Annotated in this window: 18 protein-coding genes, 1 pseudogene and 1 other annotated feature; of the genes and pseudogenes, 10 read left to right on the forward strand and 9 right to left on the reverse strand. The window is 38.6% G+C overall.

Features of this window, described 5'->3' with window-relative positions:
• Positions 1–112 precede the first annotated feature (112 nt).
• Positions 113–907, forward strand: coding sequence for a histidinol-phosphatase HisJ (gene hisJ / locus V6670_RS16995; protein ID WP_338651730.1), 795 nt, complete (start codon positions 113–115; stop codon positions 905–907).
• Positions 908–931: 24 nt separating this feature from the next.
• Positions 932–1,411, forward strand: a complete 480-nt coding sequence (locus V6670_RS17000; protein ID WP_338651731.1) for a GAF domain-containing protein — start codon at positions 932–934, stop codon at positions 1,409–1,411.
• A gap of 86 nt (positions 1,412–1,497) precedes the next feature.
• Here the strand turns inward: V6670_RS17000 and V6670_RS17005 are convergent, their stop codons facing one another.
• Positions 1,498–3,381 carry a GGDEF domain-containing protein gene (locus tag V6670_RS17005; protein ID WP_141904662.1) on the reverse strand — a complete coding sequence of 628 codons (1,884 nt, stop codon included), beginning with the start codon at positions 3,379–3,381 and terminating at the stop codon, positions 1,498–1,500.
• 472 nt (positions 3,382–3,853) lie between these two features.
• Here V6670_RS17005 and rpsD point away from each other — a divergent pair, with 472 nt between their 5' ends.
• Positions 3,854–4,456 carry a 30S ribosomal protein S4 gene (gene rpsD / locus V6670_RS17010; RefSeq protein WP_036118865.1) on the forward strand — a complete coding sequence of 201 codons (603 nt, stop codon included), beginning with the start codon at positions 3,854–3,856 and terminating at the stop codon, positions 4,454–4,456.
• A 119-nt stretch (positions 4,457–4,575) separates the two neighbouring features.
• Here the strand turns inward: rpsD and V6670_RS17015 are convergent.
• Positions 4,576–5,744 (reverse strand): annotated as a pseudogene (locus tag V6670_RS17015) (MFS transporter).
• Between the two features lie 91 nt (positions 5,745–5,835).
• A complete protein-coding gene (locus tag V6670_RS17020) occupies positions 5,836–6,384 on the reverse strand; it encodes a MarR family transcriptional regulator (protein ID WP_338651732.1) in 549 nt (182 codons plus the stop codon).
• Between the two features lie 524 nt (positions 6,385–6,908).
• Between V6670_RS17020 and V6670_RS17025 the strand changes: the two genes are divergently transcribed.
• Together V6670_RS17025 and V6670_RS17030 are read left to right on the forward strand one after the other, a co-directional pair.
• Positions 6,909–8,114, forward strand: coding sequence for an iron-containing alcohol dehydrogenase (locus V6670_RS17025; protein WP_338651733.1), 1,206 nt, complete (start codon positions 6,909–6,911; stop codon positions 8,112–8,114).
• Positions 8,115–8,258: 144 nt separating this feature from the next.
• A complete protein-coding gene (locus V6670_RS17030) occupies positions 8,259–9,062 on the forward strand; it encodes a cobalamin-binding protein (protein ID WP_338651734.1) in 804 nt (267 codons plus the stop codon).
• A 56-nt stretch (positions 9,063–9,118) separates the two neighbouring features.
• On the opposite strand, the gene tyrS is transcribed toward V6670_RS17030, so the two are convergent.
• Positions 9,119–10,387: a tyrosine--tRNA ligase gene (gene tyrS, locus V6670_RS17035; protein WP_141905314.1), complete on the reverse strand. Its 1,269-nt coding sequence runs from the start codon at positions 10,385–10,387 to the stop codon at positions 9,119–9,121.
• A gap of 86 nt (positions 10,388–10,473) precedes the next feature.
• Positions 10,474–10,682, reverse strand: a binding site (T-box leader).
• Between the two features lie 102 nt (positions 10,683–10,784).
• Between tyrS and V6670_RS17040 the strand changes: the two genes are divergently transcribed.
• Together V6670_RS17040 and V6670_RS17045 are read left to right on the forward strand one after the other, a co-directional pair.
• Entirely contained in the window at positions 10,785–13,799 is a 3,015-nt protein-coding gene (locus tag V6670_RS17040; RefSeq protein WP_338651735.1) for a transglycosylase domain-containing protein, read from the forward strand.
• Positions 13,800–13,936: 137 nt separating this feature from the next.
• Positions 13,937–14,818 carry an NAD-dependent epimerase/dehydratase family protein gene (locus tag V6670_RS17045; protein ID WP_036118853.1) on the forward strand — a complete coding sequence of 294 codons (882 nt, stop codon included), beginning with the start codon at positions 13,937–13,939 and terminating at the stop codon, positions 14,816–14,818.
• Between the two features lie 182 nt (positions 14,819–15,000).
• Here V6670_RS17045 and V6670_RS17050 read toward each other — a convergent pair whose 3' ends face one another.
• The 5 genes from V6670_RS17050 to acsA all read right to left on the reverse strand — a co-directional run bounded on the left by V6670_RS17050 (position 15,001) and on the right by acsA (position 21,236).
• Positions 15,001–16,131: an acetylornithine transaminase gene (locus V6670_RS17050; RefSeq protein WP_338651736.1), complete on the reverse strand. Its 1,131-nt coding sequence runs from the start codon at positions 16,129–16,131 to the stop codon at positions 15,001–15,003.
• 73 nt (positions 16,132–16,204) lie between these two features.
• Positions 16,205–16,990, reverse strand: a complete 786-nt coding sequence (argB, locus tag V6670_RS17055; protein WP_338651738.1) for an acetylglutamate kinase — start codon at positions 16,988–16,990, stop codon at positions 16,205–16,207.
• Complete coding sequence (gene argJ / locus V6670_RS17060) at positions 16,953–18,185, reverse strand: bifunctional glutamate N-acetyltransferase/amino-acid acetyltransferase ArgJ (RefSeq protein ID WP_338651739.1); 1,233 nt, start codon at positions 18,183–18,185, stop codon at positions 16,953–16,955. Before argJ ends, argB begins: the two co-directional genes overlap by 38 nt.
• Before the next feature lie 57 nt (positions 18,186–18,242).
• Entirely contained in the window at positions 18,243–19,277 is a 1,035-nt protein-coding gene (gene argC / locus V6670_RS17065; RefSeq protein ID WP_338651740.1) for an N-acetyl-gamma-glutamyl-phosphate reductase, read from the reverse strand.
• Positions 19,278–19,514: 237 nt separating this feature from the next.
• Positions 19,515–21,236, reverse strand: a complete 1,722-nt coding sequence (acsA, locus tag V6670_RS17070; protein ID WP_141905370.1) for an acetate--CoA ligase — start codon at positions 21,234–21,236, stop codon at positions 19,515–19,517.
• A 327-nt stretch (positions 21,237–21,563) separates the two neighbouring features.
• On the opposite strand from acsA, the gene V6670_RS17075 reads away from it, so the two are divergent.
• The 3 genes from V6670_RS17075 to V6670_RS17085 are packed head-to-tail and all read left to right on the forward strand — an operon-like array spanning position 21,564 to position 24,028.
• Positions 21,564–22,196 (forward strand): GNAT family N-acetyltransferase, encoded by a 633-nt coding sequence (locus V6670_RS17075; RefSeq protein ID WP_036118837.1) that lies wholly within the window; start codon positions 21,564–21,566, stop codon positions 22,194–22,196.
• Positions 22,197–22,220: 24 nt separating this feature from the next.
• Positions 22,221–22,868 (forward strand): acetoin utilization AcuB family protein, encoded by a 648-nt coding sequence (locus V6670_RS17080; RefSeq protein WP_058843409.1) that lies wholly within the window; start codon positions 22,221–22,223, stop codon positions 22,866–22,868.
• Positions 22,868–24,028, forward strand: a complete 1,161-nt coding sequence (locus V6670_RS17085) for an acetoin utilization protein AcuC (RefSeq protein WP_141905320.1) — start codon at positions 22,868–22,870, stop codon at positions 24,026–24,028. The genes V6670_RS17080 and V6670_RS17085 overlap by 1 nt, the downstream gene beginning before the upstream one ends.
• Positions 24,029–24,114: the final 86 nt, after the last annotated feature.

The following is a 24,114-nucleotide window of genomic DNA, read 5'->3' on the forward strand; positions in this document are numbered from 1 at the left end:
TACTATGTTTTCGCCTTTTGTACTAAAATTTAAGTGTTTTTCAGAAAACTGTATTTTCGCTATTGTGAAATACTTAAATAGCGCATCTATAGAGCTAAAGGAGTGGTAAATTATGAAACGTGATGGGCATATACATAGTCCTTTTTGTCCACATGGCAGTTCAGACTCTTTCGTGCAATATATTGAAAAAGCAATTTCTCACCATTTCACTGATATCACCTTTACTGAACATGCCCCATTACCAAAAAATTTTGTCGATCCTACCCCGCAAAAAGATAGCGGAATGAATCCACATGATCTCATGCCCTACTTTGAGGAATTGCAACACCTACAAAAACAGTATGAACAAGATATTCGCATCCGAATTGGGTTAGAAGTTGACTATATCCAAGGTTTTGAACAAGAAACTCGGCAATTCCTTGATACATATGGACATTTTTTAGATGATGCGATCTTGTCTGTCCATTTTTTGCAATGGCAAGATTCCTTTGTCTGTATCGACTTTTCTCCTGAGTGCTTTATTGATTTTTCAAAAAAAGTTGGCTCTGTTAAACAGGTTTATGATTTATATTATGATACTGTCCTACAATCCATTAAGGCCGATCTTGGTCCATACAAGCCGAAGCGGATTGGGCATCCATCTCTTGTTCATAAATTTCAGCTAGTGCATAATGAAAAAATCAATGATGCCTCACGCATCAAAGAAGTATTAGACAGCATGAAATGTGGAGGCTATGAGCTAGATATAAATAGTGCTGGTTTAAGCAAACAATATTGTCAGGAGCCTTACCCTCCATTTACTTTTATCAAGTATAGTCAAGCTATTGAACTGCCATATGTATTTGGTTCGGATGCACATAGCGCAACGGACTTACATCAACATCATAATGTTATATTACCAATATAAATAATTTTTAAACGAGGTGCTTATATGTTTACAAAAATTAATTACGGAGGATCAATTGCCGGCCAATATCTGACATTATCCAAACAATTAGATGCACTACTGACTGGCGAAACAGATTTGATCGCCAATTTAAGTAATGCCTCAGCACTTTTAAATCAGTTTTTAACTGACATTAACTGGGTTGGCTTTTATATCCTACAAGAAAATGAGCTTGTACTCGGACCATTTCAAGGTCTTCCAGCCTGCGTGAGAATCCCCATTGGTCGTGGCGTTTGTGGAACATCCGTGGCAACGAAAGAAACGATTGTTGTCAAAGATGTGCACGAATTTCCAGGACATATTGCCTGTGATGCTGCTTCACAGTCCGAAATTGTTATTCCATTGATAAAACAAGGCAAGATCATTGGTGTCCTTGACATTGATAGCCCCATTGTGAGCCGTTTTTCAGAGGAAGACCGCAATGGCTTAGAACAATTTGTCCAAACATTACTTCTTCATTTATAAAATATTAAAAAATTGCCCTGAAATGTTTTATATTGTCATTTCAGGGCAAATTATTTGTACAGCCATATACATTTCGCCTTATTCGCCTATACATTAGTTTGATAAGAGCCGTCATGAATGCAAAAACGATTTTTCCCACTATTTTTCGCTTCATATAAAGCTGTATCAGCATGTAAAAAAACAGATTGGAATGCTGGTCGGTCTCGTTCATCCCATGTTATGAGGCCCGCAGAAATAGTTACTTGTGGATCTGTAGTACTCGGAATAACCTCCACAATGGCGGATGCTAATTCTAATGCTTCCTGCTCCTTGATATTTGGTACATAAACAGACATCTCTTCTCCGCCCCATCTTGCACAAATCCCACGACTACCAATCGTCTCTTTCAATTGGAGCGCTATTTGCACAAGAATTTTATCCCCTACTTGGTGACCGTACGTATCATTGATGCGCTTAAAATTATCAATATCAATTAACAAGAACATCCCAGACTGGTCGTATTCAAGCGACTTTTCTACAAATTGATCGAGATAGCTGCGTGCATATAGTTTTGTCAAATGATCCAAATCGACCATTTCCTGAAGTTGTGTTCGTAAAATTGAATTTGCAATGGCTAAAGAGGAGTGATGAATTAACGATTGCATTAATTTAAAACTATCGAACGAAAAGAAATATGGCTCTTTATGTAAGACAATACTAAAACCATTGATCTTTTCTTCCATTAATATAGGGATCGCCATAATGGAGCGGTACTCAATTTGATTCGTTGTTAAACGACTGAAATCGGCAATAAACAGTGGATCATTCGTTTGAGCAAAATGCTGCTCAACATGTTTTATATAGGTCTGCCCCTCTTCTGCATTGAACAAAGATGTACTTGCGCCCGTCACTTCAAACGTATCATTTTTTTTAAATGCGAAACAAACTTCCATTGGTTGAAAAGATTTCAGTAACTGCTTTTGTAGGAAAAGTAACATTTCATGAATGTCAATCCGCATATTTAAACGATGTGATGTTTCATTGATGAGTTGTAAATCGCTTACAAGACGATGCGATTGATGATATAATTTTGCATTTTCAAGTGCATTTCCTGACGCTTGTGCAAGCATTCGTACGAAGTCTTTTTCAGTCGTTGAAAAAAGATAAGTAGTTGGTGCACTTACTTGCAAGATGCCATAGATAGCTTGCCTGCCCTTTATCGGCGCATTTAACAATCGACAATTTAAATCACTCGCTAGTTCTGTTGTTAACTCTCCTGATACAAAAGCCTCAATTGTAGCAGGTCTTTCTGATAAATAATCAAAAAGCTTAATATCGATGGTCGTATGTCGATCTTGATCATTCGATAATATAAGCTCTACATTAAACTCAGGGAAATTATCCCTTATATTTTTTAATACATTTTCTAAAATTAAATCAATATCCATTGTTGAATGAAATAAATCAGTCATATTATAGAGTTTTCTATATTGATCTTCGTTTATTTTGACATCTAAATTGTCTCTCATCATTTGAAGAACTTTCGAAAGTATTTCTATACACTCTTCACCATAATCCGAGGTCATAAAGTCATTCCAAGACTCTGATGCCTCCACAAGTAATACACCAATGGGATGTTTGCCCTCTGCTTGGAAAAGCACCATATCTGTCATCATTGAATAGGCCTGTCTTGCTTTTATTATATAAGGAATTTTCACTACTTTTTGTTGATAAAAACTAGCTTCGATCATCAGCCATGACACAGCATTTAGCTTTGTTTCAATTGTTAATGAAGCCATCTCCTCAATAGGTATTAATGAATTACCTTCAAAGCTGAGAAAAGCTGCATTATCAATTTTCAAGTGCTTCTTTAGACACTGTTTTAATGAATAAAAATACCCATTAAAACTAGCTTGTTCTTCATTAGAACTCACCCAAAAGCTCAAAACATCAGATTTTATATATTTTAGCGTTTGTAAATGGTCTGTCATGAAATCACCTTTTCTATATAACGTCCAAATCAATTACTATTAACTTATAATATATTATACATAATTTGTGTCATTTTGACTATGTAATTATCCCTTACTTTTACATTTTACATTACACAGCGTATCATTAACTATTTCCACATCATTTGAAATAGGTCTTAAGGAATTTCCTACTATGAAAACTCATGATGAAATTTTATATGTTAATAATTGACGTCCTTGTCCTGAGCAGTTACAATGAAGTTTGTGTAAAATAAACGCAGCAGTGGTATAAGCTTATAACTGTATTTTATTCCTCTATTTTCATATGTACAACTACTTAGATTTTTCAGCAACGGAAATTAGATGGTGTATTGTGTAACCTAACGGCTGCATAGGCGAAAGTACATGAAAATAAAATGCGTGTAAGAATGGGTACTACTGGTTTTTGTTTTACAACAAAAAAACCAAATTTAAAGGAGGAGACAACAATATGTCTCGTTATACAGGTCCATCTTGGAAATTATCACGTCGTCTTGGTATCTCACTAAGCGGTACAGGTAAAGAAATCGAAAAACGCCCTTACGCACCAGGTCAACACGGTCCAAACCAACGTAAAAAATTATCAGAATACGGTTTACAACTTCAAGAGAAGCAAAAACTTCGTCATATGTATGGTATGAACGAACGTCAATTCCGTACACTATTTGACCGCGCTGGTAAAATGAAAGGTGTTCACGGTGAAAACTTCATGATCCTTCTTGAAACTCGCCTTGACAACTTAGTTTACCGTTTAGGTTTAGCTCGTACTCGTCGTGGTTCTCGTCAATTAGTTAACCATGGTCACATTTTAGTAGATGGCAAACGCGTTGATATCCCATCATACAGCGTAAAACCAGGTCAAACGATTTCTCTTCGTGAAAAATCTCAAAACCTTGCTGTTGTAGCAGAAGCTATCGAAGTAAACAACTTCGTACCTGACTACTTAACATTCGACGCTGACAAAAAAGAAGGTACATTCACTCGCCTTCCTGAGCGTTCTGAATTATCAGCTGAAATCAACGAATCATTCATCGTAGAGTACTACTCTCGTTAATGACAACAAAAGCCCTGAAATCCCTTGTATATCAAGGTTTCAGGGCTTTTTTATTGTCTTCACCATATAATTGTAATAATAATTTTTACTTGGAGCTTCATCCTAACACCCCTAAACAATTAATTTAAACTTTTGTTTTTTCCAATTGTAATCATTAGTGCGGAAACGAATCCGATACTAAGTGTGATAGCTAGAAGAAGAAAGGCTACAGCAAAGCTACCAGATTGTATCAAATAAACAGATATGAATGGCGCAACACTTGTTCCAGCAAATAAAATGACTGTATACATAGAGACTGCAATCCCTCCCATATTCCAGCCTAACTGACTAACAATTGTCACTAATGAAGGAACCGCAAGAGCAATCCCACTAACAAAGAGAATACTAACGATCGTTAAACCAGCAATGGTTGAAATAAAGCTCATCATGGTTAGTGCGATAATCGAAAATGACAAGGCCATTTTCAGTACAAACAGCTCATTAAAACGCTTTGCTAATTTCCCTGCAAATGGTGACATAACCATTCCTACTATCCCAAAGGCACGAATGTAAATGAGGTTCTGACTTCTCATACCAAAGGAATCACTTGTTAAATATGCACCCAAAATAATGTACATACTGACAAATGACTAAATATCAAATTTCTATTGGTGAAAATAATACCGATTCTCTTCAAGGGAGCCCATATATTTTTGGGTTCATTGTGAACCATTCCCTTCGGTAAGATCCACACGACTAACAAAGCAGTCATAGCATACACTACTGCAAGCACATAAAAGATGACGTGCCAATGACTATGTTCACTTACATATCCACTAAATACCTGACCAACTATACCCGCTACAAGAAATCCCGTACTAATAAAACCAACTGCCCCAACTTTTCGATCATTTGGAAAAACCTCAAGAGTATAAGCAAGCGCTACTGGTGAAAATGTAGCTGCCGCAAGCCCTTGTAATCCTCTCAATAGAAGAATAAAAGAAAAATCATTAACTAAACCTAGAAGTAACGTTATCACACTTAATGAAAAAAGCCCAAATACAATGACATTTTTACGTCCATATTTTTCTGATATTGCACCATAGAAAAAACACCCTAGCGCAAATCCCAGTGAAAAAACACTTGATGTAAAACCTGCTTTAGACAATGAAATATGAAAATAATCACTGAATAAACTAATAAGAGGTATTGTTAAATAGAGGCTCGACATCACCACCATACCTGTCCAGGCTAAAATAGTTGTCATTAAAGTATAATTTGCACGATTTCCTGAAATCACAATGTTCATTAAATAAATCACCCTTTTTAGTTTGATTAACTTATAGTTAGATAATCTAATTAAATGACTAAAAATTAAACTGTATCAATATAGCTACAGTTTAACGTTCCACCTTTAGTTTTCTTTGTATAGATTTTAATAATTTACTCACTACTTTCTCAAATACTTTTCGTTCATCAGGTTCCAAATCGATTAAATTAGAAGCACATGACGACCAATAAGTCGGTAAAACCTCAGCGATAAAAGTACGCCCTTCATCAGTTAAACTTACATAGATATTCCTCCGATCTTCTTTACTATGATTCCGTATAACAAGATTTCTCTTTTCTAGCCAATCCAGCATTGATGTTGCTGATGCTCTCGTAATTCCCAATCGTTTAGCTAAAGCAGACGGGGTCGCACGTCTCTCTTCATGTAGTGTCAGCAATAGTAATAAGTCCAATTTACTTTCTGTAATTCCAAAAGGAGCTAACTCATTGTCTGTTACATCTAAAACATGATCACTTAACCATAACAACATTAATCCCAATTTTGCATCTTCTTGATTTGTCTCACTTGAAGAGGACGCCTGAATCAGTTCAATATATGGCTCTACCCCTAACACTGGTAAATCATCTTCATTCGTGTACGTTTTCTTAAGTTTTGTCATTGAATCACCTTTTAATTAGATTATCTAACTATAAAATTAATCTAATACAAGAACTTTTATTTCCACAAATCCCCTCGAAATAAAGCCACTATTTTTTAACGCAGACGTATTTCATTATAACGAGCAATAATTATTCCCCTCTCATATGATGACAATCTTATGTACTTTAAAATAGTAATTACACCGTTTCAAAATAACATAATCACTACCTTAATAATAAAAACAAAATATCAGTTATTTACTATTCAACTACTCATGAAAATAGAACCATTTTCCAAAAAATATATTTTACTTTCATAGTAAAATATTTTTCAAACCACATTAAATTCAATATTCTTATACAAAACTACTTTCTAAACACCCTTTCAACACCTTAACTTTTTTGTGAAATAATAACATGAATAAAATGAACAATTTTAATAAAAATACGAGTTGAACTTTTACAAAAAATAGAATACGATGAATTCCGAAAGGTGGTTCACCACCATTCAAGCAATAATAATTTTTTAAAAGGGGTTGGAAATATGTCAGACGTTCTAAAGCAATTTGTTATGCCGAAAACAAACTTATTTGGACCTGGAGCAATTCAAGAAGTTGGTAAGCGCTTAAATGATTTAGAAGTGAAAAAGACATTAATCGTAACAGATGAGGGATTACACAAATTAGGTCTCTCAGAACAAATTGCAAACATCATTACAGCTGCTGGAATCGATGTAGCAATTTTCCCTAAAGCAGAACCAAATCCAACAGATCAGAATATTGAAGATGGCGTAGCAGTATATCATGCTGAAAACTGCGATTCCATTGTTTCTCTTGGAGGAGGCAGCGCACACGATGCAGCAAAAGGTATCGGACTTATTGCTTCGAATGGTGGACGCATTCATGACTATGAAGGCGTTGACAAATCACAAAATCCATTGGTGCCATTAATTGCAATCAATACAACTGCTGGGACAGCAAGTGAAATGACTCGATTCACAATTATTACAGATACAGCACGTAAAGTGAAAATGGCCATTGTTGACAAACATGTAACACCGTTATTATCCATTAATGACCCCGAGCTTATGATTGGCTTACCACCTGCTCTAACTGCGGCTACTGGCGTAGATGCATTAACACATGCGATTGAATCATTTGTTTCTACTAATGCTACGCCAATTACAGATGCATGTGCTGAAAAAGTACTTCAACTCGTGCCTGAGTTTTTACCGCGTGCTTATGCCAACGGTGCTGATTTAGAAGCGCGTGAGCAAATGGTGTATGCTCAATTTTTAGCAGGAATGGCCTTTAATAATGCATCGCTTGGCTACGTGCATGCGATTGCTCATCAATTAGGTGGCTACTATAATTTACCACATGGCGTGTGCAATGCTATTTTATTGCCACATGTTTGCCGCTACAACGTAACAGCACGTACAGAGCGCTTTGCTCGTATCGCTGAATTATTAGGAGAGAATGTGGAAGGATTAAGTAAGCGTGATGCCGCTGAAAAGGCTATTACAGCTATCGAAAAGCTATCACAAGATTTAAATATTCCTAGCGGCTTCCGTGAATTGGGTGCAAAAGATGAGGATATCGAAATCTTAGCGAAAAATGCGATGCTGGATGTTTGTGCTGAGACTAACCCTCGTAAAGCAACACTAGAGGATATTAAACAAATCATTACTAATGCAATGGGGCCTCTTGCGAAAAAAGAGGAGTCACTCGAAGCGGTTGCCCTTTCTTAATCGAGGAATTCATATAAGCCTACCATGACAATAGGTGGAGAAAACGCTTGTTTTCTCCACTTTTTTATAGGTTCAGTATACATACATTGTCTATACTAGAAACTCTCGCTATACTTTTCTTAAAAAGAATAGGAGAAAAACGATATGCGTTTAATTTCAATTTGTCCTAGCAATACAGAATTAGTCGCTTATTTAGGGCTGACAGACCAGCTCGTTGGTGTCGATGATTTTTCTGATTGGCCAGCTACGGTTAAAGATTTACCACAGCTTGGACCAGATTTATCGATTAATATGGATGCACTAGAGGCATTACAGCCTGATCTTGTCCTAGCTTCCTTAAGTGTGCCTGGGATGGAAAGAAATATTGAAGCATTGAAAGAAAGAAAGATTCCCCACATCATTTTTAATGCAAACTCACTAGAGGAGATTGCCCAGGACCTTCTGACACTTGGAAGAGCTTGTCATGTAGAAAAACATACACAGGCCATCGCCAAACAATACATGGATTCTATCGAAAAGATGCGTTCCATTGCACAGACTATCCAAAAGAAACCTACTCTTTATTGGGAATGGTGGCCCAATCCTATTTTTACACCAGGAAAAATAAACTGGCTTACGGAAATTAGTGCTATTGCAGGTGGGGTTAATTTATTTCAAGATGTAGATCTTGCCAGTGTTCAAACAGATTGGGCAGATGTCGTTGAGCGAAAGCCCGACTACATTATGATGGCTTGGGTAGGTGTAGCATTTGAGCGTATACAGCCTGCTAATTTATTAAAACGTCCACATGCTAAAGAGCTACATGCCGTTCAAATGAAACAGCTTCACGTAATGGAAGAATGGCTGTATTGCCGCCCCTCTCCACGGCTGATCGAAGGTGCCTTAAAGCTTGCGAACCTATTGCATCCTAAAGAATATAAACAAATAAAACCTCCAAGTTTCTTATAAATGAAAAAAGCAACATCCCCCAAAACAAGAGGATGTTGCTTTTTCATTTATAGAAATTAAACGAACTTCACCATATGATATTTTTTCTTACCACGACGCACAATGCTGAATGCATCCTCTAAACGGTCCTTCGCATCGAATACATATTCTAAGTCCGTCACCTTCTCGCCATTTACACTAATCGCACCATTCGATACGTCCTCACGGGCTTGACGTTTGGAGGATGAGATCCCTGCTTCCACAAGAAGGTCTACAATATTTTTGTCTACTTTAGCCATTTCAATAGAAGGAACATCTTTAAATGCATCCTTCATTTCTTCAGCTGAAAGTGCTTTTAAATCCCCTGAGAATAAAGCTGCAGTAATACGAATGGCTTGCTCTAATGCCTCTTGACCATGAATTAAACGAGTCATTTCTTCTGCAAGTGCTTTTTGAGCCTTACGTAAATGTGGTTCTTCTTCTACAGAGACTGCTAATGCTTCAATTTCTTCACGAGAAAGGAACGTAAAGATTTTTAAGTATTTGATCACATCTGCATCAGCAGCATTGATCCAGAATTGGTAGAACTCATATGGAGATGTTTTCTTACTATCTAACCATACAGCACCACCTGCTGTTTTACCGAATTTTGTGCCATCTGCTTTCGTTACTAAAGGAATCGTAATTCCGAATGCTTTCGTTTCTTCCTCATGTGTTTTACGAATAACTTCTAACCCTGTTGTAATATTACCCCATTGGTCAGAGCCACCTACTTGTATACGACAATTGTAGTGATTGTATAAATGATTGTAATCAATACCTTGGATTAACGTGTATGCAAACTCTGTAAACGAAATCCCTGTGTCTAGACGAGAAGCAATCGTATCCTTTGCTAACATGTAGTTTACGTTAATCAATTTACCGTAATCACGTAAAAATTCAATTGTATTGATATTGCCAATCCAGTCGCGGTTGTTCACAAGCTGCGCACCGTTGCCATCTTCTGCAAAATCAAAAATACGTTCTAATTGACTGCGAATTCCTTGAACATTTTTATCGATTTGCTCTACTGTTTGTAATTGACGCTCTTCTGAACGACCAGATGGGTCACCTATCATCCCTGTTGCACCACCAACAAGTAAAATTGGACGGTGACCAGCTTTTTGGAAACGGCGAAGCGTTAAAAGTGGCACAATATGGCCAATATGCATTGAGTCTGCTGTTGGATCGACACCACAGTATAAAGATACCGATTGATCATCTAATAATTTTGCCATACCTTCCGCATCTGTTTGTTGGTATAGCAAACCACGCCATTCTAAATCTTGTAATAATTCATTTGTCATGTTAATTCCTCCTAAAAATGGTTGAAATGCAGTTGCGTGTATGGGCTTATTTAAATAAAAAAAGTCCCTCCACGCAAATAATTGCATGCAGGGACGTTAAGTTACAAGCTAACGCGGTACCACCCGGCTTGAAGATGTCATCCATCTTCCACTTCATTCAACCGCCTTTATCGCAGGCGCGCACGTCTAAGCTCCAAGCACGTAATTCGTCTCTACACTATGACCAGTTTTCACCAACCACTGGCTCTCTAAACAGGGAATATAGATACTACTGCAAACTCTTCATCACTAGAAAACTATAAACATAATTCTATACGAATCTATTTCAAAGTCAATAACTATGTTCGAGCTAAAACATTATGTGCTATAATAGACAAGATTTTAGGAGGTCGATACATTGAAAGATTGGATTGAAAAAATCAATGCGAAGATCGATGAATTACTTGAACAAAAATGGATGAAGAAATTACGTATTTCAGGTAGTGTTACCTGGAACTTATTTTTACTATTTTTAGTCTTTGCATTGGTGGGCACTGTATTTGTCGGATCAGTTGGAGCTGGGTATTTCGCTTCTCTCGTAAAAGAAGAGCCATTACGCTCAAAAGAAGAGTTGCGCAATCAAATTTTTAGTTATGAAGAAACCAGTGAAATTTATTTTGCCAACGATATTTATATTGGGAAGTTACGGACAGATTTGGATCGCCGTGAAACATCACTTAGCAATGTAGCACCAGATGTTGTGAATGCTGTTCTAGCAACAGAAGATGAATATTTCCGCGATCATAACGGCATAGTACCAAAGGCGGTTGTTCGTGGTTTATTACAAGATGTCACTAATTCTGCTACGCAAACAGGTGGATCTACCCTTACTCAACAGCTTATTAAAAACCAAGTACTAACAAACGAAGTATCCTATGAACGTAAAGCTAAGGAAATCTTACTGGCAATGCGTTTAGAACATTTTATGACGAAGGAAGAAATATTAGAGGCTTACTTAAATATTATTCCGTACGGTCGTAACTCTTCAGGTCGAAATATCGCTGGTGTTGAAACAGCCGCTGAAGGGATTTTTGGTGTGAAAGCTAAAGAATTATCTCTTCCACAAGCTGCTTACATAGCTGGTATTCCACAGGCACCATTTGCCTACACACCTTTTACGAATACAGGTGAACTGAAAAGTGAAGAAGCTTTAAAACCGGGTATTGATCGTATGAAAACAGTACTATATCGTATGAAAGAAGCTGGTTATATTGACGACGCGCAATACAAAGAAGCTTTAGATTATGATATAGCGGCAGATTTCCGCGGACCAGAAATGCGTGCGGAGGATCGTTACCCATGGCTAACATATGAGCTTGAAGCTCGTGCAAAAGAAATTATTGCTGAGAAACTAGCAAAAGAAGATGGGGTTGACCCAGAACGATTAAAAGCAGAAAAAAAACTAAAGGATAAATACATGATTTTAGCAGATCGTGATGTTCGTTCAAAAGGCTATCGTATTTACTCAACCATTAATAAAGATATGTATGATTCCATGCAAAAGGCCGCGAAGGACTTCCAGTATTACGGTCATACGTATACTGGTAAAGGAAAAGATCCTGTCACTGGTGAAGAAATAGATATTGAGATGCCTGTACAAGTGGGCAGTATTTTAATAGAAAATACTACGGGGAAAATTTTAAGCTTTGTTGGTGGTCGAGACTTTAAAACAACACAAGTAAACCACGCTACACAGGCTTTTCGCTCTAACGGTTCTACTATGAAACCATTACTTGTTTACGCTCCTGCTATAGAATATGGGGTAATCGGTGCAGGTAGTCCACTCGTTGATGTGAAATTCTCGATTGGTTCCTGGAGTCCAAGTAACTATATTACGAGTGATGAAAGAGGTCTTATTCCAGCTCGTGAGGCATTAGCAGACTCTCAAAATATTTCAGCGCTACGTTTATATAATGACATTATTAATAGACGCCCTGCTGATTTATTAGTAAAAATGGGATTCACAAAATTACATCCTGATGATTTTACAAACTTAGCAACGGGTATCGGTGCTTTAAGTGAAGGGACTACTGTTGAAGAAAACACAAATGCCTTTGCAACTTTTGCAAATGGTGGACAATTCATTGATGCTTATATGATTGATCGAATTGAAGACCAAGAAGGAAATATTGTTTATCAACATGAAGTGGAACCTGTCCAAGTGTTCAGTCCCGAAACATCTTATATCGTGACAGATATGTTACGTGATGTTCTAACGAAGGGAACAGGGACAATGGCACGAAATACGTTAAAATTCTCTTCTGATTTCGCTGCAAAAACAGGGACTTCTCAAGAGTATAAAGATGTTTGGTTAGTTGGCTATAATCCAAATGTATCCCTTGGTGTATGGATGGGGTACGATCAGCCTCGTACACTTTATGCATTTAACAATACGTATTTACAGCCAAGTGTTCGTGTCAATAAGCTATGGGGTACTTTAATGAATGCTGTTTATGATGCAGACCCTCAATTAATTGATCCGCCGACGAGCTTTAAGGCGCCTAAAAATGTTGTGACTGCTTCATTCTGTGGTATTTCAGGTATGGCACCTTCTGCCGCTTGTGCAAACGCAGGTCTTGTACGATCAGATTTATTTAATGCGAAAGTATTTTTACCGTCACAACCTGATGATAGCTTAGCATCTTCAAGTGTTGTAACGATTAAAGGAAAAACCTATAATGCTCTGCCAAATACACCAGCAGAATTTGTTAAATCAGGTGGTGCAGGCATTAATCAAGCATTTATCAAACGAATGCTAGGTAGACTTGGTGGTAACCCGGCTAGTCTATTACCAAAGAATTCAACATTGTCGAATTCATCTGTATCAGCAGTTGATTTCCCAGCGGACGATAGCCCACCAGCAGCTGTAACAGCTACAGTAAATGGCTCGACATTATCATGGTCAGAGTCATCAAATGATGTTGTTGGTTATCGTATCTACAACGTTACGAATGGTGGTAATACACTTGTAACGTCTGTGCTAGAGTCAACACAAAGTATCTCTGTTGCTAGTGGACAAGCATATGTTGTGGTCGCTGTAGACATTACAGGTCTAACATCACCACAGTCTAATGTTGTTTCTACTGGTGGTAGCGAAAATGAACCTGACCCAGAGGAGAACGAGCAAGAACCAATTCCACCAACAACGCCACCTACAAATGGCAATGGCTCTGGTAGCAACGGCAATGGTTCTAATAATGGGAATGGCTCTAATAATGGGAATGGCTCTAATAATGGCAACGGCTCTGGTAATAACGGCGAAGGCTCTGGTAATAATGGCAATGGCAATGGGACTGAAAACCCGGAAGATGGCTCAAATGGAGGAGACAATGGCAACACCCCTCCTCCTGACACATCAACAACAAGACGCTAATCTATGTTGCTTAGCATAAAGCAATCGAATAAAACAATCTAGCTAAACAGACTTACTACATCATTACTTATGAATTGTAGTAAGTCTGTTTTTTTGTCATTATAAAGAGGACTACTATTTTGAAGGGGTGGGAAAATATGAACATATTAGTTTTAGGAGGCACACGTTTTTTTGGTAAAAAGCTGGTAGAACTTTGTATTCAAAATGGACATGATGTAACGATTTTAACACGTGGTCAAAGCGGTAATCCCTTTGGTACAAATGTTAAGCAATTAGTGGCCAATCGTAATGATCGTGATGCTTTAGCACAGGCACTAGCTAATACTACATGGGACATTGTTTATGATAATATTTGCTATTCTCCCAACGAGGCACAAGCAATTTGTGAGCTATTAAAGGGGAAAACTAAAAAACTGGTTTTCACCTCTACTCTTTCAACCTATGAAGTAGATGGAAAGATGAAAAAGGAAGAGGACTTTGACCCATTCCAGTATCAAATTCGCATGGGTCAACAAGAGGAATTTTCTTATGGAGAGGGCAAACGACAAGCAGAGGCTGTCTTATTTAAAGAGGCTTCGTTCCCAGTTGTCGCTGTACGTTTTCCGATTGTGATGGGGGAACATGACTATACACATCGTTTACATTTCCATGTTGAACGTATTTTACAGGATCAACCGATCACTTTACCAAACATAGATGCAAAAATGAGCTATATTACAGATGAGGAAGCAGCTGCATTTTTATATTTTACTGGTGTTACTCCTATAGAAGGTCCATACAACGCTACTGCGTCTGGTACTATATCACTTAAGGATCTAATAGCTATGATTGAAGAGATAAGTGGTAAGCGTGCAAAAATTTCACTTATTGGAGGAAACGAGGAATCACAGTCACCCTATGGAGTTCCTGCAGACTGGTATATGTCGAATGAGAAAGCAGAGAAAGCAGGATTTACATTTAGTCAGCTTGAAAAGTGGCTACCCGAATTAGTGAGCACTTTAGTAAAACAGCTCCAATAACTCTTTAACAACACAAGGCAGCTGGTACAAAAGGATTTTATCCAATGAAAAACCCAAACTATTTAACGAAACGCTCATCTAGTGTTTCGTAATAGTTCGGGTTATCTATTTATATAGCTTTGTTAATTGAAAATGTCTAGCCTTCATCATGGACAATTAATTATAACTCATCCTCTATTCGTTCAATGTAAAACCGTCTTTAAAATAGCCACTGCTTTGTCTATCTCTTCCTTTGTGACCGTTAATGGTGGCAAAAGGCGAATAACAGTTGGTCCTGCCCCCACTAATAAAAGACCACGCTCTTCTGCTGCGGCAATATAAGGTGCTACCTCTGTATCACCACAACCAATCCCTAACAACAGACCCTGTCCCTGAATGGTATAGCTAGAAGGTAAATTTGCTTTTAGCTGAGCCACAAAATAAGCCGATACTTCTCGTACCTGCTGTAAAAATTCCGGCTCAAATACATGGCTCAAAACAGCTTGTGCTATATTCATTGCAAGAGGGTTTCCACCAAATGTTGTACCATGTGTTCCAGGGCTAAATGTCGCATGAAGCTCGGCAGTTCCTAGCATGGCGCCAACAGGGAAACCACCGCCTAATCCTTTTGCCAATGTCATAATATGTGGTTTTAATACCGTTTGTTCAAAGGCATAGCGTGTGCCCGTTCGTCCAATACCTGTTTGTACTTCATCAATAATTAGCAGTATCCCTTTGTCATCACAAGCTTTTGTAATAGCTGCTGCAAATTCTGCTGATACGCTATTGACACCGCCCTCTCCCTGAATCATTTCCAGCATAATAGCTGCTACCGAATCATCAATGGCTGCTTCAAGTGTCGCCACGTCATTGAATGGCAAAATCGTAAACTTTTCTACGAGTGGTCCAAAGCCATTATGTACTTTGCCTTGACCTGTTGCAGACATGGCGCCAAAGGTACGACCATGAAAGGATTTTTCAAATGTAATAATATGATGTTTTCCTGTATGCTTCCGCGCTAATTTAATAGCTGCCTCATTAGCCTCTGCTCCACTATTACAGAAAAAGGCATGAGCAAAGTGCGTATGGGCGATTAATTTTTGTGCTACCTTCTCCTGACCCGGTATATCAAAAAGGTTTGATATATGCCACAGCTTTTCACTTTGCTCTTGCAGTGCCTGCACAATGGCTGGATGGGCATGACCAAGGCTCACTACAGCAATTCCACTAGTAAAATCTAAATATTGTTTCCCTGTAGAATCTTCTACAATGGTCCCCTGTCCTTTAACAATTTGTGCGCGGCGCTTACCGTAGTTCCCAAATAAAGCACTCATGTTATCATCTCCACTATCATTAGAAATAGTCTTCTTTTAACAACTATACTTATCACATTATCTTATTAGAACTCTAGGGCGAATGAAGTTTACTCGAAGCGATAATCGTTGTCCCTATTAATGTTTCTCCCACAATTTGTACAGAAGGAATACCTGCACGTAAACAGTCAATAGCCCCTTGTACTTTCGGAATCATTCCTCCGTATATATGCCCCTGCTCTGTCCACTGATCGATGAGAGCAGGTGTAGCTATTGATTGATATTCATCCTGAATACGAATACCACTCACATCCGTTACGAGTAATAAGCTATCTGCCCCTATCGCTAGCGCAATTTCACTTGCCACTGTATCACCATTTATATTGAGAGCCTGACCTGCTTCGTTAGCACCTACACAAGCAATAACTGGAACAATCCCCCCACTCATTAACATTTCCAATAATGACGTATTGATGGTTTTGATAGCTCCAACATAGCCATAAATAGCTTGATCTAAAAAGTCTGCGACCATCAATTGACCATCAAAGCCATTTAACCCAAGAGCAGCTATACCTGCATGTGTTAATTCATGAACTAGCGCAGGATTCACTTGACCGATTAAAGTCGATTGGACAACTTTCATAGCCGCCTCATGCGTAACACGTATGCCATTTATTGTATGTGATTGTATACCTCGAGCAGCCAGTTCGCGATTAATGGCTGGACCACCACCATGGGTGATAATCAGTTCTACCCCACTTTCTTGTAACCTTTTAAAATTATCAAAGAAAGCTTCATTTAACCCTTCCAGTGTACTGCCTCCAAGCTTAATCACCATACGTTTACGAGCGGTATGAGGCATTGATTTGGACGTAGTCATATGTTAAGTCACATCCCCAAGCATGCCCCTTACCTTCACCCAGACCAAGAGACACATAGATTTTTACTTCATGCATTTTTAATATTTGAATTAACGCATCTTCAGAGAAAGCAATTGGCTCACCGTTTTCAACCATTGTGGCACCACCAATTTGAATAGTAATTTTATCTGGATCTATAGTTGCACCACTATACCCTACCGCAGCAATAATACGCCCCCAGTTAGCATCACAGCCAAAAACAGCCGTCTTCACAAGTGGTGAACCCACGACAGTTTTAGCAATTTTTCGTGCCTCTTCATCTGAAATTGCCCCAACAACTTCCACTTCTATGAGCTTTGTTGCCCCTTCTCCATCTTTGGCGATCATTTTTGCTAAATCTTCCGCCACTGTTTGCAACGTGTAATAAAAATTTTGCCAGTCTGGATGCTCAGGCGTTAGAGTATCATTTCCCGCTAAACCGTTTGCCAATACAACCACTGTGTCATTAGTGGATGTATCCCCATCCACTGTAATAGCGTTAAATGTCAAATTTGTAATAGCTGATAAAGCCGCTTGTAACACATCAGATTCAATGTTGGCATCAGTTGTAATAAAACCAAGCATTGTTGCCATATTCGGTTCGATCATGCCTGAACCTTTTGCAACACCAGCGATAATGACTTCCTTGCCATCCACCGTTGTAGTATAGCTTGTGTTTTTCATAACCGTATCTGTCGTCAAAATAGCCTGTGCAAAGTCAATGGCACTTTCTAAATTATCCTTTGGCTCTAGCTGTTGAATACCGTTAGCAACTGGTTCCAATTTCATTATTTCACCAATAACACCCGTTGAACAAACACCTATCAAATTCGGTGCAATTCCTAGTTTTTCAGCAGCTAACGCCTGCATCGTTTGGGCATCCTTAACCCCTTGTTTACCAGTGCAGGCATTCGCATTGCCAGAATTCACAACGATTGCTTGCATTTTCTTTGTTGTATAGACAACTTCTTTCGTGACTTTTAATGGTGCTGCTTGAACAGCATTTGTTGTAAAAACACCAGCTACACTTGCGGGTACTTCGCTTACTAAAAGTGCTAAGTCTTTTTTCTTATGCTTTAAACCGCAATGTAATCCTGCCGCTTTAAAGCCTTTTGGTGAAACGATATTTTTACTTGATAATTTCTTCATTACAGTTGTTAACGTAGTGACTGTCATTCGAAATTCCTCCTTTGATGGATAAAATAAGACAAGCATACAGTTCCCTGCATGCTGTTAAATAAAGAACGGTACAACATCTAGCCCTGTCGTTTGTGGTAAATCAAATTGCACATTCATATTTTGAATAGCTTGCCCTGCTGCCCCTTTGACAAGATTGTCAATTACACTGACAATCGTGGCACGATTCGTACGGGAATCAACTTTTACCAAAATATCACAATAGTTTGATCCTTTCACACGATTTGTCCCTAAACCCTTTGCATCCGTAACTATTCGAACAAATGGATGCTCTTCATAGGTTGTCTGTAAACAAGTGATCAATTGTGCCTCTGTAATGCCAGGCATAACAGGTGCATAGGATGTCGCCAAAATCCCCCGTGTCATTGGCACCAAATGCGTATTAAAAGTAATCGTTGTATCTACATGAGCAAACATGGAAAGTGCCTGTTCGATTTCTGGTATATGCTGATGTGTATTTACTTTATAGATTGAAAAGCTCTCATTCGCCTCACTAAAGTGGGTCGTTTGTGATGGCTTATTGCCAGCTCCCGAAATACCGCTCTTAGCATCAATCACTAAAAAGCTCGGATCAATCAACCGCTCCTTTACAAGTGGCAATAAGGATAACAAAACCGCTGTTGGGTAACAGCCTGGATTAGCAATAAGTGTTGCTTGCTGGATAAGTTCTGTATTCCATTCCGTTAAGCCATACACACTCTGTTGCACACTATGGGATGGTGCCGCTTTTTTGCCATACCATGCTTCATAGCTTGCGAGATTTTTTAAGCGATAATCACCAGATAAATCGATTAATCTTGGCCCTTTTCCAATCAATGGCGGTAAAAGCTCACTAGTTACGCCAGATGGTGCACTCGTAAACAAAACATCAAATTTTTCTAAAGTGTCATACTCTATTTTTTGTAATGGCGTATCTACTATCGTAACAAGATGACCAAATTTTGAAGAAAAAAGTACACCCTCTTCTGATGAGGTAAATAAATCAATCTGATCCACAGCCGGATGGTTATGTAAAAATCGAATAAGCTCTAGTCCACCATATCCAGTTGCTCCAACAATACCTACTTTCAATGCACTCACCTCTGAAATAAGTTAAAAATAGTATACGTCTGCATATTTATTAAGTCAACTGAATTTTTATAAAATTATATATTTTCTCTGTAGACTTTACTTCATCTTTAGAATGCTTATGTAACATTGTAAAGTCAGAAAAAAGAAGGCAAGAATCCTTTCGTTCATCGAATGAATCCTTGCCTTCTTTTTATGCATATGTTGTATAAATATCAATTGTTGTTATAGCTTACTTGTTTAATCTTCCATCGTCGATAAATCACCAGTTGGCAAATTTAATTCCCATGCTTTCAATACGCGACGCATAATTTTACCACTACGTGTTTTTGGCAACTTATCCTTAAATTCAATTTCACGCGGTGCTGCATGTGCAGATAAACCTTTCTTAACAAAATCACGGATATCTTCAATCAATGCATCAGAAGGTTCAACCCCTTCTCGTAAAGATACAAAGGCTTTAATGATTTCCCCACGCACTGGATCTGGCTTCCCGATAACACCTGCTTCGATTACATCTGGATGCTCAAGAAGCTTGCTTTCTACTTCAAACGGTCCTACACGTTCACCAGCTGTCATGATGACATCATCCACACGTCCTTGAAACCAGAAGTAACCATCATCATCCATATAAGCCGAATCACCGGATACATACCATTGTCCTTTTAGAAAATAAGATTCATAGCGCTCTGGGTTGCCCCAAATTTGGCGCATCATGGCTGGCCAACCACGTTGAATAGCTAGATTACCCATTGTAAAGGGTGGCACTTCATTACCAGCATCATCAACAATCGTTGCATGAATACCTGGAAGAGGTTTCCCCATCGAACCCGGCTTAATATCCATCGAAGGATAATTACAAATCATATGAGCTCCTGTCTCGGTCATCCACCATGTGTCATGTATACGATGTCCTAATTCCTCCATTCCCCAACGAATAACTTCTGGATTCAAAGGCTCACCAACAGATAACACATGTCGTAAAGAGGATAAATCATAGCTTTCGAGTAAACCACTACCTGCCCCCATGAGCATACGGAACGCAGTTGGCGCACTATACCAAACTGTTACACCATAATCCCCAATGGCTTGATACCATGCTTGCGGTGAAAATCTTCCGCCAACAATTAGCATTGTCACACCGTTTAACCAAGGCCCAAAAATACCATAGGCTGTTCCAGTAACCCATCCAGGATCGGCTGTACACCAATAGATATCGTCTTCTCGTAAATCAAGCACCCACTGTGTTGATTGATATTGCTGAATCATTGCATTATGGACATGCAACACACCCTTTGGAGCACCTGTTGAACCTGAAGTATAATGAAGAATCATCCCATCTTCTCTCTCAACCCACTCCACTTCAAATCGTGCCGAAGCCTCTTTTAAATGTTTATTAAAGTCTAGAATTTGAGCTGTTTCCTCAATATCCTCCCCAACTAAAAAAACATGTTCTAGCTGAGGCAACTTGGCTAATGGCACACGTTCAAGCAACGCTGGTGTTGTGACTAATACTTTCGCCTCACTATCTGCCAGACGATCATACACAGCTCCTTCCATAAAAGCTTCAAACAATGGTCCAACAATAACACCCATTTTCAGTGCACCTAACAATGAAAAGTAAAGCTCAGGTGAACGTGGCATAAAAATAAATAAACGATCACCCTTTTGCAGGCTAGTAGCTGATTTAAAAACGTTTGCCGCTTTATTTGTTAATCTCTTCATTTCATTAAAAGAGTAAGCCTCTTTTCGTTTACCATCATTAAAATAAAGTGCCACCTTATTTTTACGATGTGTTTCTGTATGACGATCAATTGCCTCATACGCCATATTTACTAAACCTGTTTCGTGCCAGCTAAATGCCTTTTCCGTATTCGTCCAATTATGAGACTTTGCTACTTCTTCGTAATTCGTTAAATGGTGTTGACCAGGTAAAGCCATTAGCTTCTCCTTCATTTTCATCCCCATAAAACTACCCCTTTCTTCGCTTTTGCATTTGTCTAAATTTCAACAATCCCCCCTGTTAAAATTTAGACATAATCGTAAAAGCAAATTTGATATACAGCCTTTGTTATATAACAGTTTACTACTATAATAATGATAGAATTCTTAATCACACTACTTTCATCTGTTAAATAACAGAAGCATTATATTTTTATTTTACACGAATTTCGATGGATTGTCTTAATATTTTCACTTTTCCAAAAATACAGGTATATTTTGCAAAAATAAGCGTTTTTCCGCAAGAAATCAGCTATAATGGAATTATTAAACTCAGGTGGTGTAATTATGGAACATAAAAAAACTTTTTTTTCTGTCACAAAGGAAACTAAGCATGGTACTGTGTATGTGGAAGGACCTGTACCTCCAGAAAAATTAGCTACATATTCATTCCATGAGGGCTTGGTTGCCTTCAGACCTCCAAAACAGCAGCAGCAGGCCATCATCGAAATTGCAGGGCTCCCAGAAGGTCGTATTATTATTATTCGAAACGAAGATATTATCGTAGGCTATGTTACCTACCTTTATCCTGATCCACTTGAACGATGGGCAGAAGATCGAATCGATGACATGATTGAATTGGGAGCCATTGAAGTCATTCCAGACTATCGTGGAACGGGTTCAGGTAAGGCTCTGCTAGCCGTTTCATTTATGGGAGATGAAATGGAAGACTATCTGGTGATTACTACCGAGTATTATTGGCATTGGGATTTAAAAGGAACGGGTTTAAATGTTTGGGACTACCGCAAAATGATGGAGAAAATGATGAGCTCCGTCGGCTTTGAATATTTCGCTACGGATGATCCCGAAATTACTTCACATCCAGCAAATTGCCTTATGGCACGTGAAGGAAAACGTGTGCCTCCTGAGACAATGGAAAGATTTGATAGGCTTCGTTTTAGAAATCGTTTCATGTATTAAAACCAACACAAAGGGGATGCGTATATGATCGTAGAAGAAATTATGAATGATGAGCCTTACACATTAGCGCCTACTAATACCGTGCATGAAGCACTAAAGCTAATGCGTGAAAAAAAAGTTCGTCATTTACCAGTTATAGATGAGGAACGTCACGTTTTAGGTGTAATTACTGAACGAGATATTAAAGAGGTCTTACCGTCATCATTACAGGATGAACCTCACTCTCCTGTTTTTAATGCAAAAGTAGAGGAAATTATGGTGAAAGACCCGCTTATCGGTCATCCACTAGATTTCGTTGAAGAGGTAGCTCTTACATTTTATGAAACCAAAATAGGCTGTTTACCGATTGTCTCTGGTGGAAAATTAGTAGGGATTGTGACAACAACAGACTTACTCTATACATATATAGAGCTGACCGGTGCTACGGAGCCTGGCTCAAAAATCGAGATCCGAGTATCAGATACGCCAGGGGTTCTATTTGAAATCACCAAAATATTTCATCAACATCATGCCAATGTCCAAAGCGTCTTAGTTTATCCTGATTCTGAAAATACACAAAATAAAATTTTAAGTGTCCGAGTAAAAACACTGAATCCTTTAGCCATGATTGAAGACCTTCGCAAAGAAGGCTTTGATGTTCTTTGGCCCAATTTACCAGGTGTTTCATTATAATGAAAAAGGCCGTATTCGTTTACTCGCCTGAACAACTCGGATATAAATTTTCAGATACACATCCTTTCAATCATAAACGCTTGACGCTAACTATGGATTTACTAAAAAATATCAATGCTCTTGATGATGTGGATATTGTGCCTGCTCGTGTTGCAACGGAAGAAGAGTTATTGCTCGCACATGATCCAAAATATATAGACATCGTGAAAAGAGCTGGACATGGTGAATTATCGGAAGCACAATGTGAAAGCTATGGTATTGGCACTGAAGATACACCTATTTTTGCCAATATGCATGAGGCAAGTGCACAGCTCGTTGGTGGAACGTTAACCGCTGTTGATTATGTAATGGAAGATAAAGCCGAACATGCCCTCAACCTTGGCGGAGGGCTACATCATGGTTTCCGTGGTCGTGCATCAGGATTTTGTATTTACAATGATAGTTCGGTTGCTATTCGTTACTTGCAGGAAAAATACAATGCTCGTGTACTTTACGTAGACACAGATGCTCATCATGGAGACGGTGTCCAATGGAGCTTTTATGAGGATCCAAATGTTTGTACATTGTCTATTCACGAAACTGGCCGCTATCTCTTTCCAGGAACAGGAAACATCACAGAGCGCGGCAATGGTCAAGGCTATGGAACCTCGTTTAATTTTCCAATGGATGCTTTCACAGAGGATGAAAGTTTCCTAGATATCTATGAACAGTCCATGCGAGAGGTCTTTGAGTTTTTCAAGCCCGATGTTGTGTTAACACAAAATGGTGCTGATGCCCATTTTTTTGATCCGTTAACACATTTACACGGAACGATGAATATTTATCGTGAAATTCCAAGGCTCGCCCATCAATTAGCACATGAGTATTGTCAGGGGAAATGGATTGCTGTTGGTGGTGGTGGCTATGATATTTGGCGAGTGGTGCCTCGCGCCTGGTCCATGTTATGGTTGGAAATGACTGATCAAGTATGTCCAACAGGATCACTCCCTCAGGCATGGCTTGATCGCTGGCAGCCAGAAGCACCTGTTCCTTTTATACCAACTTGGGAGGACCCAATTCCTTTATATGAGCCCATTCCTCGAAAAGCTGAAATCGAAGAGAAGAATGCTCAAATGTTAGCCAAAGCGCTACATATTATTCGAAATGAAAAAAGAGATTAACTTTTTTTGCCTCACGATCAACGTGAGGCTTTTTCATTGGAGCGATAATAGTCCGCTGCATTTAATCCATCGCTTCTATAGTTCTA

The organism is Lysinibacillus sp. Y5S-8 (genome assembly GCF_036894365.1).
Taxonomy (GTDB): Bacteria; Bacillota; Bacilli; order Bacillales_A; family Planococcaceae; genus Lysinibacillus; species Lysinibacillus fusiformis_D.